Annotated in this window: 11 protein-coding genes; 8 read left to right on the top strand and 3 right to left on the bottom strand. The window is 69.9% G+C overall.

What is annotated here, in order from left to right:
* Window positions 1-26 precede the first annotated feature (26 nt).
* The 8 genes from AB0C99_RS12255 to AB0C99_RS12220 all read left to right on the top strand — a co-directional run bounded on the left by AB0C99_RS12255 (window position 27) and on the right by AB0C99_RS12220 (window position 10,529).
* The gene (locus AB0C99_RS12255) at window positions 27-956 is read left to right on the top strand and encodes a sugar ABC transporter permease (RefSeq protein ID WP_362473309.1); all 930 of its coding nucleotides are present in this window, start codon (window positions 27-29) and stop codon (window positions 954-956) included.
* A 15-nt stretch (window positions 957-971) separates the two neighbouring features.
* A complete protein-coding gene (locus AB0C99_RS12250; RefSeq protein ID WP_362473306.1) occupies window positions 972-1,925 on the top strand; it encodes a carbohydrate ABC transporter permease in 954 nt (317 codons plus the stop codon).
* Window positions 1,926-2,081: 156 nt separating this feature from the next.
* The gene (locus AB0C99_RS12245) at window positions 2,082-3,293 is read left to right on the top strand and encodes an ROK family transcriptional regulator (protein WP_362473303.1); all 1,212 of its coding nucleotides are present in this window, start codon (window positions 2,082-2,084) and stop codon (window positions 3,291-3,293) included.
* Between the two features lie 122 nt (window positions 3,294-3,415).
* Entirely contained in the window at window positions 3,416-4,516 is a 1,101-nt protein-coding gene (locus tag AB0C99_RS12240; protein ID WP_362473300.1) for a substrate-binding domain-containing protein, read from the top strand.
* Between the two features lie 149 nt (window positions 4,517-4,665).
* Window positions 4,666-5,460, top strand: coding sequence for an ATP-binding cassette domain-containing protein (locus AB0C99_RS12235; protein WP_362473297.1), 795 nt, complete (start codon window positions 4,666-4,668; stop codon window positions 5,458-5,460).
* A complete protein-coding gene (locus AB0C99_RS12230) occupies window positions 5,457-6,749 on the top strand; it encodes a sugar ABC transporter permease (RefSeq protein ID WP_362473294.1) in 1,293 nt (430 codons plus the stop codon). Before AB0C99_RS12235 ends, AB0C99_RS12230 begins: the two co-directional genes overlap by 4 nt.
* A 219-nt stretch (window positions 6,750-6,968) precedes the next feature.
* On the top strand, window positions 6,969-8,888 hold the full coding sequence (dxs, locus tag AB0C99_RS12225) for a 1-deoxy-D-xylulose-5-phosphate synthase (RefSeq protein WP_362473292.1): 1,920 nt from the start codon (window positions 6,969-6,971) through the stop codon (window positions 8,886-8,888).
* Window positions 8,889-9,014: 126 nt separating this feature from the next.
* Complete coding sequence (locus AB0C99_RS12220; protein WP_362473289.1) at window positions 9,015-10,529, top strand: amino acid permease; 1,515 nt, start codon at window positions 9,015-9,017, stop codon at window positions 10,527-10,529.
* Here AB0C99_RS12220 and AB0C99_RS12215 read toward each other — a convergent pair.
* The 3 genes from AB0C99_RS12215 to AB0C99_RS12205 all read right to left on the bottom strand — a co-directional run bounded on the left by AB0C99_RS12215 (window position 10,526) and on the right by AB0C99_RS12205 (window position 14,308).
* Window positions 10,526-10,879, bottom strand: coding sequence for an NTP pyrophosphohydrolase (locus AB0C99_RS12215; protein WP_362473287.1), 354 nt, complete (start codon window positions 10,877-10,879; stop codon window positions 10,526-10,528). The genes AB0C99_RS12220 and AB0C99_RS12215 overlap by 4 nt on opposite strands.
* Before the next feature lie 67 nt (window positions 10,880-10,946).
* Entirely contained in the window at window positions 10,947-13,085 is a 2,139-nt protein-coding gene (locus AB0C99_RS12210; RefSeq protein ID WP_362473284.1) for a 3-hydroxyacyl-CoA dehydrogenase NAD-binding domain-containing protein, read from the bottom strand.
* Entirely contained in the window at window positions 13,082-14,308 is a 1,227-nt protein-coding gene (locus AB0C99_RS12205) for an acetyl-CoA C-acyltransferase (RefSeq protein ID WP_362473281.1), read from the bottom strand. Before AB0C99_RS12205 ends, AB0C99_RS12210 begins: the two co-directional genes overlap by 4 nt.
* Window positions 14,309-14,352 lie beyond the last annotated feature (44 nt).

The following is a 14,352-nucleotide window of genomic DNA, read 5'->3' as shown; positions in this document are numbered from 1 at the left end:
CCGGGGACATCAGGGACAGGAACGCCATGCGCAAAGGGCAGTACCAGTTCGTCACGGGATTCCTCTTCATACCCGTGGCCCTCTATCTGGTCTTCGTCATCTGGCCGTACATCCAGACGATCGGCTACTCGCTGACCGACTGGAAGGGCCAGTCGCAGACCTTCTCCTTCGTCGGATTCGACAACTACGTCGCCCTGTTCCAGGACGACGTCTTCCTGGGAGCGGTCTGGCACAACATCCTGTTCCTGGTGTTCATCCCGGTGATCACCATCCTGCTGGCCCTCTTCTTCGCCTTCATGGTGAACGCGGGCGGGCGCAGCAAGGCCGGCGGCGTGGCCGGCGTCTCCGGGTCCAAGTTCTACAAGGTCGTCTACTTCTTCCCGCAGGTGCTCTCGCTGGCGATCCTCGCGGTGCTCTTCGGCGCCGTGTACCGCAGCGACACCGGCGGCATGCTCAACGGCCTGCTGCTCAAGCTCGGCCTGATCGAGGCCAACGATCCGATCGAGTGGCTCAACGAGCCCAACTTCGTCCTGTGGGCCCTCATGGCGGTCGTCGTCTGGCACGGCGTCGGCTTCTACCTGGTGCTGTTCTCCGCCGCCATGCAGTCCATCCCCCGGGACATCTACGAGGCCGCGCTGATCGACGGCGCCGGCCGCGCCCAGTCCTTCTTCCGCATCACCCTGCCGCTGCTGTGGGACTCGGTGCAGACCGCCTGGGTCTACCTCGGCATCGTCGCCATGGACATGTTCGTCCTGGTCTCCACGATGACCTCGGGCGACTACGGCGGCGGCCCCGACCACCACAGCGAGACCATGTCGACGGTCATGATGCGCAACTTCCTCTACTTCGGTAAGAGCGGTTACGCCTGTGCCATGGGCGTGGTCATGCTGCTCCTCACCCTGATCGTGTCCGTGGTCACGCTGCGCGCCACCCGCCGCGAGCGCCTCGAGTTCTGAGCGGGAGAACCGACGATGACTGCACCCATCCAGAAGTCCGACGCGAGCCCGGCCACCGAGCCGGACGGGGCCCCGGTGCCCCGGCAGCGCGCGGCCGGCCAGGGCCGGACCCCGGCCCCCGGACCCGCCCGCGAGGGCGTCGTCCTCAACGTCTTCTCGCACGGCTTCCTCGCCGTGTGGGCCCTGCTGATCGTGCTGCCGCTGCTGTGGCTGGTGCTCAGCTCCTTCAAGACCGACTCCCAGATCGCCGGCTCGGCCTTCGGCTGGCCGTCCAACTGGTCGCTGGACGTCTTCGGCCGCGCCTGGAGCAAGGGCATCGGCGACTACTTCGTGAACACCGTGATCGTCCTGGTGTTCTCGGTGCCGCTGACCATGCTCTTCGGCTCCATGGCGGCGTACGTGCTGGCCCGCTACCAGTTCTGGGGCAACCGGGTCATCTACTACTTCTTCGTCGCCGGCGCGATGTTCCCGGTCTTCCTGGCCCTGGTCCCGCTCTTCTTCATGGTGAAGATGCTCGGGATGCTCAACACGTACCAGGGCCTGATCCTGGTGTACGTCGCCTACTCGATGCCCTTCACCGTCTTCTTCATGCACGCGTTCTTCCGGACGCTGCCGACGGCGGTCTTCGAGGCGGCGATCCTGGACGGCGCCTCGCACACCCGGGCGTTCTTCCAGGTGATGCTGCCGATGGCCAAGCCGGGCCTGCTCAGCGTGGGCATCTTCAACACGCTGGGGCAGTGGAACCAGTTCGTCCTGCCGACCGTGCTGATGCAGCCGCAGAGCGGTGACGACCCGGAGCGGTACGTGCTCACCCAGGGCCTGATCCAGCTCCAGCAGCAGCAGGGCTACGAGACGGACCTGCCGGTGCTCTTCGCCGGCGTCACCATCGCCATGATCCCGATGCTGGTCGTCTACCTGTCCTTCCAGCGGCAGGTCCAGGCGGGTCTCACTTCGGCCACGCTCAAGTAACGACATCCGCGCCACGAGGTCCGGTCCCGGGGATTCCACCCCGGGACCGGACCTTTTGCGTCCGCTTTCGGCTACCGTCGAGGACTTGACGACGACAAGCCCTACGAAGGAGCTTGGAGTTCATAACTTGTACACGTCGTAGGGTGGAGAGAGTCAATGGAGACTCCGGGGTCGCAGTCGTCGCTGCACCGGGCCAATCTGGAGCGGGTCGTCCGGGCGGTCCGGATGGCCGGTTCGCTCACCCAGGCGGAGATCGCCCGCGCGACGGGCCTGTCCGCCGCCACGGTCTCCAACATCGTGCGGGAGCTGAAGGACGGCGGGACCGTCGAGGTCACCCCCACGTCCGCGGGCGGGCGCCGGGCCCGCAGCGTCTCGCTCAGCGGCGACGCGGGCATCGTCATCGGCGTCGACTTCGGCCACACCCACCTGCGGGTCGCGGTGGGCAACCTGGCCCACCAGGTGCTCGCCGAGGAGGCCGAGCCGCTGGACGTGGACGCCTCCGCCGCCGAGGGCTTCGACCGGGCCGAGCAGCTGGTCACCCGGCTGATCGGGGCCACCGGGATCGGCCGGGACAAGGTCGTCGGCGTGGGCCTCGGCGTACCCGGCCCGATCGACGTCTCCTCGGGCACCCTGGGCTCCACCTCGATCCTGCCGGGCTGGAGCGGGATCAACCCCGCCGACGAGCTGTCCGCCCGGCTCGGCGTCCCCGTGCACGTCGACAACGACGCCAACCTCGGCGCGCTCGGCGAGCTGGTCTGGGGCAGCGGCCGGGGCGTGAAGGACCTCGCGTACATCAAGGTGGCCAGCGGCGTCGGCGCCGGCCTGGTGATCGACGGGCGGGTCTACCGGGGCCCCGGGGGCACGGCCGGCGAGATCGGGCACATCACCCTGGACGAGTCGGGCCCGGTCTGCCGCTGCGGCAACCGCGGCTGCCTGGAGACCTTCACCGCCGCCCGGTACGTGCTGCCGCTGCTCCAGTCGAGCCACGGCCCCGACCTGACCATGGAGCGGGTGGTCCAGCTGGCCCGCGAGGGCGACCCCGGCTGCCGCCGGGTGATCGCCGACGTCGGCCGGCACATCGGCAGCGGCATCGCCAACCTCTGCAACCTCCTGAACCCGAGCCGGGTGATCCTCGGCGGCGACCTCGCGGAGGCCGGTGAGCTGGTCCTGGCGCCCATCAGGGACTCCGTCTCGCGGTACGCGATCCCCAGCGCCGCCCGGCAGCTCTCGCTGGCCCAGGGGGCGCTGGGCGGCCGCGCCGAGGTGCTCGGCGCGCTCGCCCTCGTCCTCAGCGAAATGGGCGATTCGACGCTTTTGGAGGGCGGGACGGGAAGCGCCCTCAACGGGGCCACTCTTGCGTTCACTTAGATAACGGATGGCACCGTTGTCATCTCGTTAAGGATTTACTCCTTGACGGCGCCCCTGCGGCCGAGTTGACTTCCAGCCACCTCGGCCGCAACGTCGCGGCCTCGTCAGGGAGGCAACCCCACATGAACGCAATGACGCGCCGCGTCGTCATAGGCACGGCCGCGGTTTCCATGGCCCTCTCCCTCGCCGCCTGTGGCAAGGCGGGCGACAACGGCTCGGGTGACGCGAACGGCGGCGACAGCAAGACCATCGGCCTGCTCCTGCCGGAGAACAAGACCACCCGCTACGAGACCTTCGACCGCCCGATCATCGAGGCGAAGATCAAGTCCCTCTGCTCGGACTGCGAGGTCAAGTACAACAACGCCGCGCAGGACACCGAGACGCAGAAGAAGCAGTTCGACGCGCTCGTCACGCAGGGCGTGAAGGTCATCATCCTGGACTCGGTCGACTACAAGGCCACCAAGTCCTGGGTCCAGCAGGCCGAGAAGAAGGGCGTCAAGGTGGTCGCGTACGACCGCCTGGCCGAGGGCCCGATCTCCGCCTACGTCTCGTACGACAACGAGAAGATCGGCCGCCTCCAGGGCGAGGCCCTGGTGAAGGCGCTCGGCGACAAGGCGAAGGACGCCAACGTTGTCATGATCAACGGCTCGCCGACCGACCCCAACGCCCCGCTGTTCAAGAAGGGCGCCCACAGCGTCCTCGACACCGGCGTCAAGAAGGTCGTCTACGAGCAGGACATCCCGGACTGGTCCCCGGACGAGGCCAACAAGAAGATGGGCGCCGCCATCGACTCCCTGGGCAAGGCGGGCTTCCAGGGCGTCTACTCCGCCAACGACGGCATGGCCGGCGGCATCATCACCGCCCTCAGCAAGCAGGGCGTCAAGGTCCCGGTCGGCGGCCAGGACGCCGAACTCGCGGGTCTGCAGCGGATCCTGAAGGGCGATCAGTCCTTCACCATCTACAAGCAGATCAAGCCCGAGGCCGAGACCACCGCCGAGATCGCGGTCAAGCTCCTCAAGGGCGAGAAGATCGACGACCTCGTCCCCGTCAAGGTCACCAGCCTCACCGGCGAGTTCAAGGACATCCCGGCCAAGCTGTACGACGCGCAGGTCGTGACCAAGGAGAACATCGCCTCCACGATCATCGCGGACAACGTCTACAAGGCCGCCGACATCTGCACCGCCGAGTACAAGGCGGCCTGCGAGGCCGCGGGCATCAAGTAGCCCGCCCCGCCCCCCACGGAAGACCGTCCGGCGCCCCCGCCCCACATCCACGCCCCGCAAGCGGGGGCGGGGCGCCGGACCCCCTCGCTGCTCGCGGTGTCCCGCCGCGCTCCTCGCTTCACATCCCCGCCGGTCAGGCGGCGAAGGAGATGATTCACGTGTCCGCTACGCCCGTGCTGGCGTTGCGCGGGGTCTCCAAGCGGTTCGGTGCCGTCCAGGTGCTCACCGATGTCGATCTGGAGATCCATGCCGGAGAGGTCGTCGCCCTGGTGGGCGACAACGGCGCCGGCAAGTCGACCCTCGTCAAGACGATCTCGGGTGTCCACCCGATCGACGAGGGCACCATCGAATGGGACGGCCGCCCCGTCCAGATCAACAAGCCCCACGACTCCCAGAACCTCGGGGTCGCCACCGTCTACCAGGACCTGGCGCTCTGCGACAACCTCGACGTCGTCGCCAACCTCTTCCTCGGCAGCGAGCTCAGCTCCGCCAAGGTGCTCGACGAGATCGCCATGGAGAAGCGCGCCCGGGAGCTGCTGGACACCCTGTCCATCCGCATCCCCTCGGTCCGCATCCCCGTCGCCGCCCTCTCCGGCGGCCAGCGGCAGGTCGTGGCCATCGCCCGCGCCCTGATCGGCGACCCGAAGATCGTCATCCTCGACGAGCCCACCGCCGCCCTCGGCGTCGAGCAGACCGCCCAGGTCCTCGACCTGGTCGAGCGGCTGCGCGAGCGCGGCCACGGCGTCATCCTCATCAGCCACAACATGGCCGACGTCCGCGCCGTCGCCGACAAGGTCGCCGTGCTCCGCCTCGGCCGCAACAACGGGGTCTTCGACGTCGAGGACACCACCCACGAGACGATCATCGCCGCCATCACCGGCGCCACGGACAACGCCGTGACCCGCAGGCAGGCCCGTACCGCAGCGAAGGAGGACTCCCAGTGAGCGACCTCGCCAAGACCCCCGAGGCCCCCGCCGAGGGGTCCGCCGCGCCCGCCCCCGCCGCCCCGGCCGTCGACCCCCGCCTCCTCGTGCGCGAGGAGGGTGTCAAGGGGTACTGGACGGAGTTCACCCGCAAGATACGCGGCGGCGAGCTCGGCTCGCTCCCCGTGATCCTGGGCCTGATCGTCATCGCGGTCGTCTTCCAGATCCAGAACGCCAACTTCCTCTCCGCGAGCTCCGTCGCCAACGTCGCGGTGTACGCCTCCGGCCTCGGCATCATGGCCGTCGGCATCGTCTTCGTCCTGGTCCTCGGCGAGATCGACCTGTCGATGGGCTCCGTCGCCGGCGTCGGCGCCGCCGTCTGGGCGGGGCTCCAGGTCAGCAACGGCATGAACCAGTGGCTGGCCATCGTGCTCGCGGTGCTCGCGGGCACCGCCATCGGCGCGCTGCACGGCTTCTTCTTCGCCAAGATCGGCGTCCCCGCGTTCGTCGTCACCCTGGCGGGCTTCCTCGGCTGGATGGGCCTCCAGGAATGGCTCATGGGCGGCGAGGGCTCCATCAACACGCCGTCCGGCAGCGTGGTGGAGAACCTGACCAACTACTTCTTCGCCGACAAGATCGCCGCCTACGGGCTCGCGCTCCTCGCCGTCGCCGCGTACCTGTTCTCCCTGCTGCGCGACAGCGGCCGCCGCCGGGCCGCCCAGCTCCCGGCCCGCCCGGTCGCCGAGATCGTGCTGCGCACCGCCGTCGTCGCCGTCCTGGTCTTCGTCGTCGCGTACGTGATGAACGAGCCCGCCGGCGCCCGCGGCCTCCCGCTGGCCCTGGTGCTCTTCGTGGCCGTCCTGGTGATCGCGGACTTCGTGGCCCGCCGCACCCTCTTCGGCCGCAAGGTCTTCGCGGTCGGCGGCAACGCCGAGGCGGCCCGCCGCGCCGGCATCAACGTGGACCGGGTCCGGATCGCCGTCTTCGCGATCTCCGGCACCCTCGCCGCCTTCGGCGGCCTGTTCATCGCGAGCCTCTCCGGCGGCGCGACCAAGAGCCTCGGCGGCGGCAACACGCTGATGCTGGTCATCGCCGCGGCCGTGATCGGCGGCACCAGCCTCTTCGGCGGCCGGGGCAAGGTCTGGTCCGCGCTCCTCGGCATGATCGTGATCCAGTCGATCCAGCAGGGCCTGAACATGATCGGCATGTCCAACGCGATCCAGAACATGATCACCGGCGCGGTGCTGCTCGCCGCCGTCGTGATCGACTCGGTCTCCCGCCGCACGCAGAAGACCGCGGGGCGCGCCTAGCGCACCCGGGCGGGCGTAACGCTCGCCACACTCCGCCCGGCGCCGAGAACCGGCGCCGGGCGCTGCTGCGTCCGGACCAGTGCACCGGCCGCACGGATCATCGGTGTGTAGGCCGGACGAGTGACGCTCGGTACCCCGGCCCGATGCCCACGATCCAAGACGGAACATTAGACTCGACAAATCGGCAAGCTCGACCAGCTCAAACGCAAGGAGGCACGGGTGGCTCTGCTGACCCGTATCAGGGGACCGCGGGATCTGGACCGGCTCTCCTCGGAACAGCTGGACCGGCTGGCCGGAGAAATCAGGTCGTTCCTCGTGGACGCCGTCTCCAAGACCGGCGGGCACCTCGGCCCCAACCTCGGCGTGGTCGAGCTGACCATCGCCCTGCACCGCGTCTTCGACTCGCCCAAGGACAAGGTGCTCTTCGACACCGGGCACCAGAGCTACGTCCACAAGCTGCTCACGGGCCGCCAGGACTTCTCCAAGCTCAAGATGAAGGGCGGCCTGTCCGGATACCCCTCGCAGGCGGAGTCCGAGCACGACGTCATCGAGAACTCGCACGCCTCCACCGTCCTCGGCTGGGCCGACGGACTGGCCAAGGCCAACGAGATCCGCCGCAAGGACGACCACGTCGTCGCGGTCATCGGCGACGGCGCCCTCACCGGCGGCATGGCCTGGGAGGCGCTGAACAACATCGCCGCCGCCAAGGACCGCCCGCTGGTCATCGTGGTGAACGACAACGAGCGCTCCTACGCGCCCACCATCGGCGGCCTCGCCAACCATCTGGCGACCCTGCGCACCACCGACGGCTACGAGCGCTTCCTCGCCCGCGGCAAGGACATCCTGGAGCGCACCCCCGTCGTCGGGAAGCCGCTCTACGAGACCCTGCACGGCGCCAAGAAGGGCCTCAAGGACTTCATCGCCCCGCAGGGCATGTTCGAGGACCTCGGCCTGAAGTACGTCGGCCCCATCGACGGGCACGACATCGAGGCCCTGGAGTCCGCGCTCACCCGCGCCAAGCGCTTCGGCGGCCCGGTGATCGTGCACTGCCTCACCGAGAAGGGCCGCGGCTACCAGCCGGCCCTCCAGGACGAGGCGGACCGCTTCCACGCCGTCGGCAAGATCCACCCCGACACGGGTCTGCCGATCGCCTCCTCCGGCGCCGACTGGACCAGCGTCTTCGGCCAGGAGATGGTCGAGCTCGGCAAGGAGCGCGCGGACATCGTCGCGATCACCGCGGCCATGCTCCAGCCGGTCGGCCTCGACAAGTTCGCCAAGGCGTTCCCCGACCGCGTGTTCGACGTCGGTATCGCCGAGCAGCACGGCGCGGTCTCCGCGGCGGGCCTCGCCACCGGCGGCCTCCACCCGGTCTTCGCCGTCTACGCGACCTTCCTCAACCGCGCCTTCGACCAGGTCCTGATGGACGTCGCCCTGCACAAGTGCGGCGTCACCTTCGTCCTGGACCGGGCCGGTGTCACCGGCACCGACGGCGCCTCCCACAACGGCATGTGGGACATGTCGATCCTCCAGGTCGTGCCCGGCCTGCGGCTCGCCGCCCCGCGCGACGCCGATCAGGTCCGCGCCCAGCTGCGCGAGGCCGTCGAGGTCACCGACGCGCCCACCGTGGTCCGCTTCTCCAAGGGCGCGGTCGGCCCCGCGGTCCCGGCGCTGCGCCGGATCGGCGGCATGGACGTGCTCCGCGAGCCGGGCAGCGACACGCCGGACGTCCTCTTGGTCTCGGTCGGCGCGCTGGCGCCGATGTGCCTGGAGATCGCCGACCTGCTCGACAAGCAGGGCATCTCCACCACCGTGGTCGACCCGCGCTGGGTCAAGCCCGTCGACGAGGCCATGGCCCCGCTCGCCGAGCGGCACCGCGTGGTCGTCACCGTCGAGGACAACAGCCGCGTCGGCGGCGTCGGCTCCGCCGTCGCCCAGGCGCTGCGCGACGCGGGTGTCGACGTCCCGCTGCGCGACTTCGGCATCCCGCCGGTCTTCCTCGACCACGCCTCCCGGGGCGAGGTCATGGCGGAGATCGGGCTCACCGCCCCGGACATCGCGCGCCAGGTCACCGGCCTGGTCTCGCGGCTGGACGGCAGGTTCGAGACGAGCGCCAAGGCCGTGGCACCCGTCCGCGACTGATCCGGCGGCGGCGGACTCACTGAGCGTCACCTTTGGGCCGGTCGGTTCACTCTTCGGAGTGCCGACCGGCCCTTCCGCGTGCATTCCGGCCCGGGGGCGGGCAGCCCACCCGGCAGGAGGTGCGACATGAGTACGGACCAGCGACCACCCGCGCGTGCAGGGGTGTTCCGGACCAAGTCGGTCGAGCAGTCGATCCGCGACACCGAGGAGCCGGAGCACGCCCTCAGGAAGTCCCTGTCCGCCTGGGACCTCACCGTCTTCGGCGTCGGCGTCATCATCGGCACCGGCATCTTCGTCCTCACCGGCAAGGTCGCCAAGGAGAACGCGGGCCCGGCCACCGCGCTCGCCTTCGTCGCCGCCGGCATCGTCTGCGCGCTCGCCGCCCTGTGCTACGCGGAGTTCGCCTCCACGGTGCCGGTCGCGGGATCCGCGTACACCTTCGCGTACGCCTCCATCGGCGAGCTGCCGGCCTGGATCATCGGCTGGGACCTGGTGCTGGAGTTCGCGCTCGGCACCGCCGTCGTCGCCGTCGGCTGGTCCGGCTACGTGCGCTCGCTGATGGACAACGTCGGCTGGCACCTGCCGGCCGCCCTCGAAGGCCCGGACGTGGCCGGCGGCACCTTCGACATCCTCGCCTTCGTGCTGGTCCTGGTGCTGACGGCGGTCCTCGTGCTCGGCATGAAGCTGTCGGCGCGGATCACCGCCGTGGTCGTCTCCATCAAGGTGGCGGTCGTGCTGATCGTGATCGTCGCGGGCCTGTTCTTCATCGTCGGCGACAACTACAAGCCGTTCATCCCGCCCGCCGTCACCCCGCCCGGCGGCGGCTCCGACTGGACCGAGCCGCTGATCCAGCTGATGTTCGGCTACGCCCCGACCAACTTCGGCGTGATGGGCATCTTCACCGCCGCCTCCGTCGTCTTCTTCGCCTTCATCGGCTTCGACGTGGTCGCCACCGCCGCCGAGGAGACCAAGCTGCCGCAGCGGGACATGCCCCGCGGCATCCTCGGCTCGCTGCTCATCTGCACGATCCTGTACGTGGCCGTCGCCCTCGTCGTCACCGGGATGCAGAAGTACACCGACCTCTCCGTCAGCGCCCCGCTCGCCGACGCCTTCAAGGCCGTCGGCCACCCCTTCTACGCGGGGGTGATCAGCTTCGGTGCCGCCATCGGCCTCACCACCGTCTGCCTGATCCTGCTGCTCGGCCAGACCCGGGTGTTCTTCGCGATGAGCCGGGACGGGCTGCTGCCCCGCTTCTTCTCCATCACCCACCCGCGCTTCAAGACCCCGTACCGGCCGACCATCCTGCTCGGCGCGGTCATCGCCGTCGTCGCCGGCTTCACCAGCATCAACGAGCTGGCGACCCTGGTGAACATCGGCACCCTGTTCGCCTTCGTCGTGGTCGCCGTCGGCGTGATCGTCCTGCGCCGCACCCGCCCCGACCTGCCCCGCGCCTTCCGCACCCCGTGGGTCCCGGTGCTGCCGGTCATCTCGATCGCCGCCTCGGTCTGGCTGATGCTCAACCTGCCCGCCGAGACCTGGTTCCGCTTCGCCGTCTGGATGCTGATCGGCTTCGTCGTCTACTACCTGTACGGGCGCACCCACAGCCGCCTGGCCACGGAGCGGGCGAACGAGACCCGCTAGGGCAGGCTCCGGGGCCCGGCGCAGCGCCCGCCCGCCTCCGCCACCCGCCGCCGCAGCTCCCGGTCGGCCGTGACCACCAGACACGGCCGGCCGGCCGCGTTCCGGACCAGCTCCACGATGTGGTCGTCACCGCTGCCGGGCGCGTCCTCGACCCGTACCCCCGGCACGGAGGCCACGCCCCGGGCCCGGCCCTCCACGACGAGCACGATCTCGTACGGGCCGCCCTCAGCGGGCCCGCCGCGCGCGGCGAGCCGGTCCCGCAGCCGCTCGGCGGCCCCGAACCGGTCCTTCCACCAGCCATCGGGTACGGACCCGACCACGTTCGCCCCGTCGACGATCAGAAGCTCCATGCGCACAGCATGACGGCCCCGGCACCGCCGAAGCGGTACCGGGGCCGTCAGGGGCCGTACGGCGGCGTTACGCGGGGACGCTCGCGACGCCCTGCGCGAGGAACCGCTTGCCGTTGACGCGCTCGGAGACGCCCTCACGGTCCAGGTACGGCGTGATGCCGCCCAGGTGGAAGGGCCAGCCCGCGCCCGTGATCAGGCAGAGGTCGATGTCCTGCGCCTCGGCGACGACACCCTCCTCCAACATCAGGCCGATCTCCTGCGCGACCGCGTCCAGGACGCGGGCGCGGACCTGCTCCTCGGTCAGGACGACGTCGCCCTGCTTGAGGAGCGCGGCGACCTCGGGGTCCAGCTCCGGCTTGAAGCCGTTCTCCGGCTTGTAGACGTAGAAGCCGCGCTTGCCGGCCTCGACGACCGCCTTCAGGTTGGGGGAGACGGTGAAGCGCTCCGGGAAGGCGCGGTTCAGGGTCTCGGAGACGTGCAGGCCGATCGCCGGGCCGACCAGCTCCAGGAGCACCAGCGGCGACATCGGCAGGCCGAGCGGCTCGACGCCCTTCTCGGCGACGGCGACCGGGGTGCCCTCGTCGATGACGTTCTGGATCTCGCCCATGAAGCGGGTCAGGATGCGGTTCACGACGAACGCCGGGGCGTCCTTCGTGAGCACGGCCGTCTTCTTCAGCTTCCTGGCGACGCCGAAGGCGGTGGCCAGCGAGGCGTCGTCGGTCCGCTCGCCGCGCACGATCTCCAGGAGCGGGAGGATCGCGACCGGGTTGAAGAAGTGGAAGCCGACCACGCGCTCGGGGTGCCGGAGCTTCGACGCCATCTCGGAGACCGACAGCGAGGAGGTGTTGGTGGCGAGGATCGCGTGCGCCGGGGCGACCGCCTCGACCTCCGCGAACACCTTCTGCTTGACGGACATCTCCTCGAACACGGCCTCGATGATGAAGTCCGCGTCCGCGAAGCCCTCGGCCTTGTCCAGCACGCCGGAGACCAGGCCCTTGAGGCGGTTGGCCTTGTCCTGGTTGATGCGGCCCTTGCCGAGCAGCTTCTCGATCTCGCCGTGGACGTAGCCGACGCCCTTGTCGACGCGCTCCTGGTCGATGTCGGTCAGGACGACCGGCACCTCCAGGCGGCGCAGGAAGAGCAGCGCGAGCTGGGAGGCCATCAGACCGGCGCCGACGACGCCGACCTTGGTGACCGGGCGGGCGAGGGACTTGTCCGGGGCACCGGCGGGGCGCTTGCCGCGCTTCTGCACCAGGTTGAAGGCGTAGATGCCGGAGCGGAGCTCGCCGCCCATGATCAGGTCCGCGAGGGCCTGGTCCTCGGCGTCGTAGCCCTTCTGCAGGTCGCCGTCCTTGGCGGCCTCGATGATGTCGAGGGCGCGGTAGGCGGCGGGGGCGGCGCCGTGCACCTTGGAGTCGGCGAGGGCGCGGCCCTTGGCGACGGCCTGGTCCCAGCCCTCGCCGCGGTCGATCTCCGGGCGCTCGACGGCGACGGAGCCGCCCAGGACACCGGCCGTCCAGATGAGGGACTGCTCCAGGAAGTCGGCGCCCTCGAACAGCGCGTCGGCGATGCCGAGCTCGAAGACCTGCTTGCCCTTGAGCTGACGGTTCTGGTTGAGGCTGTTCTCGATGATGACCGAGACGGCCTTCTCCGCGCCGATCAGGTTCGGCAGGATCGTGCAGCCGCCCCAGCCGGGCACCAGGCCGAGGAAGACCTCGGGCAGCGAGAAGGCCGGCAGGGCCTTCGACACGGTGCGGTAGGAGCAGTGCAGACCGACCTCGACGCCGCCGCCCATGGCCGCGCCGTTGTAGTACGCGAAGGTCGGCACGGCGAGGCCCGCGAGCCGCTTGAAGACGTCGTGGCCGCCCTTGCCGATGGCGAGCGCGTCCTCGTGCCGCTTGAGCAGCTCGACGCCCTTGAGGTCGGCGCCGACGGCGAAGATGAACGGCTTGCCGGTGACGCCGACGCCGACGATCTCACCGTTCGCGGCCTCGGCCTCGACCTGGTCGATCGCGGTGTTCAGGTTCGCCAGCGACTGCGGGCCGAAGGTGGTCGGCTTGGTGTGGTCGAAGCCGTTGTCCAGCGTGATCAGCGCGAACCGGCCCGCGCCCGCGGGGAGTTCGAAGTGACGTACGTGGGCCGAGGTGACGACCTCGTCCGGGAAGAGCTCGGCGGCGCCCTTCAGAAGCTCTGCGGTGGTGCTCACTTGCTGCCTCCGGCGTCCTTGTGGTTCGGGTTCTCCCAGATGACCGTGGCGCCCATGCCGAAGCCGACGCACATGGTGGTGAGGCCGTAGCGGACCTCCGGCTGCTCCTCGAACTGGCGGGCCAGCTGCGTCATCAGACGGACGCCGGAGGAGGCGAGCGGGTGGCCGTACGCGATGGCGCCGCCGTACTGGTTCACGCGGGCGTCGTCGTCGGCGATGCCGTAGTGCTCCAGGAAGGCGAGGACCTGGACCGCGAACGCCTCGTTGATCTCGAAGAGCTGGATGTCGTCGATCGACAGGCCGGCCTTGGCCAGCGCCTTCTCGGTCGCCGGGATCGGGCCGTAGCCCATGACCTCGGGCTCCACGCCGGCGAAGGCGTAGGAGACGAGGCGCATCTTGACCGGGAGGCCGTTCTCGCGGGCGAAGTCCTCGGAGGCGATGATCGAGGCGGTGGCGCCGTCGTTCAGGCCGGCCGCGTTGCCCGCGGTGACGTTGCCGTGGACGCGGAACGGCGTCTTCAGGCCCGCCAGCGACTCCAGGGTGGTGCCCGGGCGCATCGGCTCGTCGGCGGTGACCAGGCCCCAGCCGGTCTCACCGGCCTCCGGCGAGGTGCGGCGCACCGAGATCGGCACCAGGTCCTGCTGGATCTTGCCGTCGGCGTACGCCTTGGCGGCCTTCTCCTGCGAGCGCACGGCGTACTCGTCGGCGCGCCGCTTGGTGATGGAGGGGTAGCGGTCGTGCAGGTTCTCGGCGGTCATGCCCATGAAGAGGGCGGACTCGTCGACCAGCTTCTCGCTGACGAAGCGCGGGTTCGGGTCCACGCCCTCGCCCATGGGGTGGCGGCCCATGTGCTCGACGCCACCGGCGATGACGGCGTCGTAGGCGCCGAAGGCGATCGAACCGGCCACCGAGGTGACGGCGGTCAGCGCACCGGCGCACATGCGGTCGATGGAGTAGCCGGGCACGGACTGCGGCAGCCCCGCGAGGATGCCCGCGGTCCGGCCGAGGGTCAGGCCCTGGTCGCCGATCTGCGTGGTCGCGGCGATGGCGACCTCGTCGATCTTGGCGGGGTCGAGACCGGGGTTGCGGCGCAGCAGCTCCCGGATGGCCTTGACGACCAGGTCGTCGGCGCGGGTCTCGTGGTAGATGCCCTTCGGGCCCGCCTTGCCGAACGGGGTACGGACGCCGTCGACGAAGACGACGTCCCTGACGGTACGAGGCACGATGGCTCTCCTCCAGGGTGCGGGGTGGCACTGCTGCGGGCGCA

The sequence above is a fragment of the Streptomyces sp. NPDC048659 genome (assembly GCF_040650575.1).
Classification (GTDB): domain Bacteria; phylum Actinomycetota; class Actinomycetes; order Streptomycetales; family Streptomycetaceae; genus Streptomyces.
Note: the sequence above shows the minus strand (reverse complement) of the source record. Positions and strands in the feature narration are given on the sequence as shown.

What these genes read in the sequence shown, in the direction of transcription:
- AB0C99_RS12255 (WP_362473309.1), top strand. Translation starts at nt 27, where the DNA reads ATGCGCAAAGGGCAGTACCAGTTCGTCACGGGATTCCTCTTCATACCC.
- AB0C99_RS12250 (WP_362473306.1), top strand. Translation starts at nt 972, where the DNA reads ATGACTGCACCCATCCAGAAGTCCGACGCGAGCCCGGCCACCGAGCCG.
- AB0C99_RS12245 (WP_362473303.1), top strand. Translation starts at nt 2,082, where the DNA reads ATGGAGACTCCGGGGTCGCAGTCGTCGCTGCACCGGGCCAATCTGGAG.
- AB0C99_RS12240 (WP_362473300.1), top strand. Translation starts at nt 3,416, where the DNA reads ATGAACGCAATGACGCGCCGCGTCGTCATAGGCACGGCCGCGGTTTCC.
- AB0C99_RS12235 (WP_362473297.1), top strand. Translation starts at nt 4,666, where the DNA reads ATGATTCACGTGTCCGCTACGCCCGTGCTGGCGTTGCGCGGGGTCTCC.
- AB0C99_RS12220 (WP_362473289.1), top strand. Translation starts at nt 9,015, where the DNA reads ATGAGTACGGACCAGCGACCACCCGCGCGTGCAGGGGTGTTCCGGACC.
- AB0C99_RS12215 (WP_362473287.1), bottom strand. Translation starts at nt 10,879, where the DNA reads ATGGAGCTTCTGATCGTCGACGGGGCGAACGTGGTCGGGTCCGTACCC.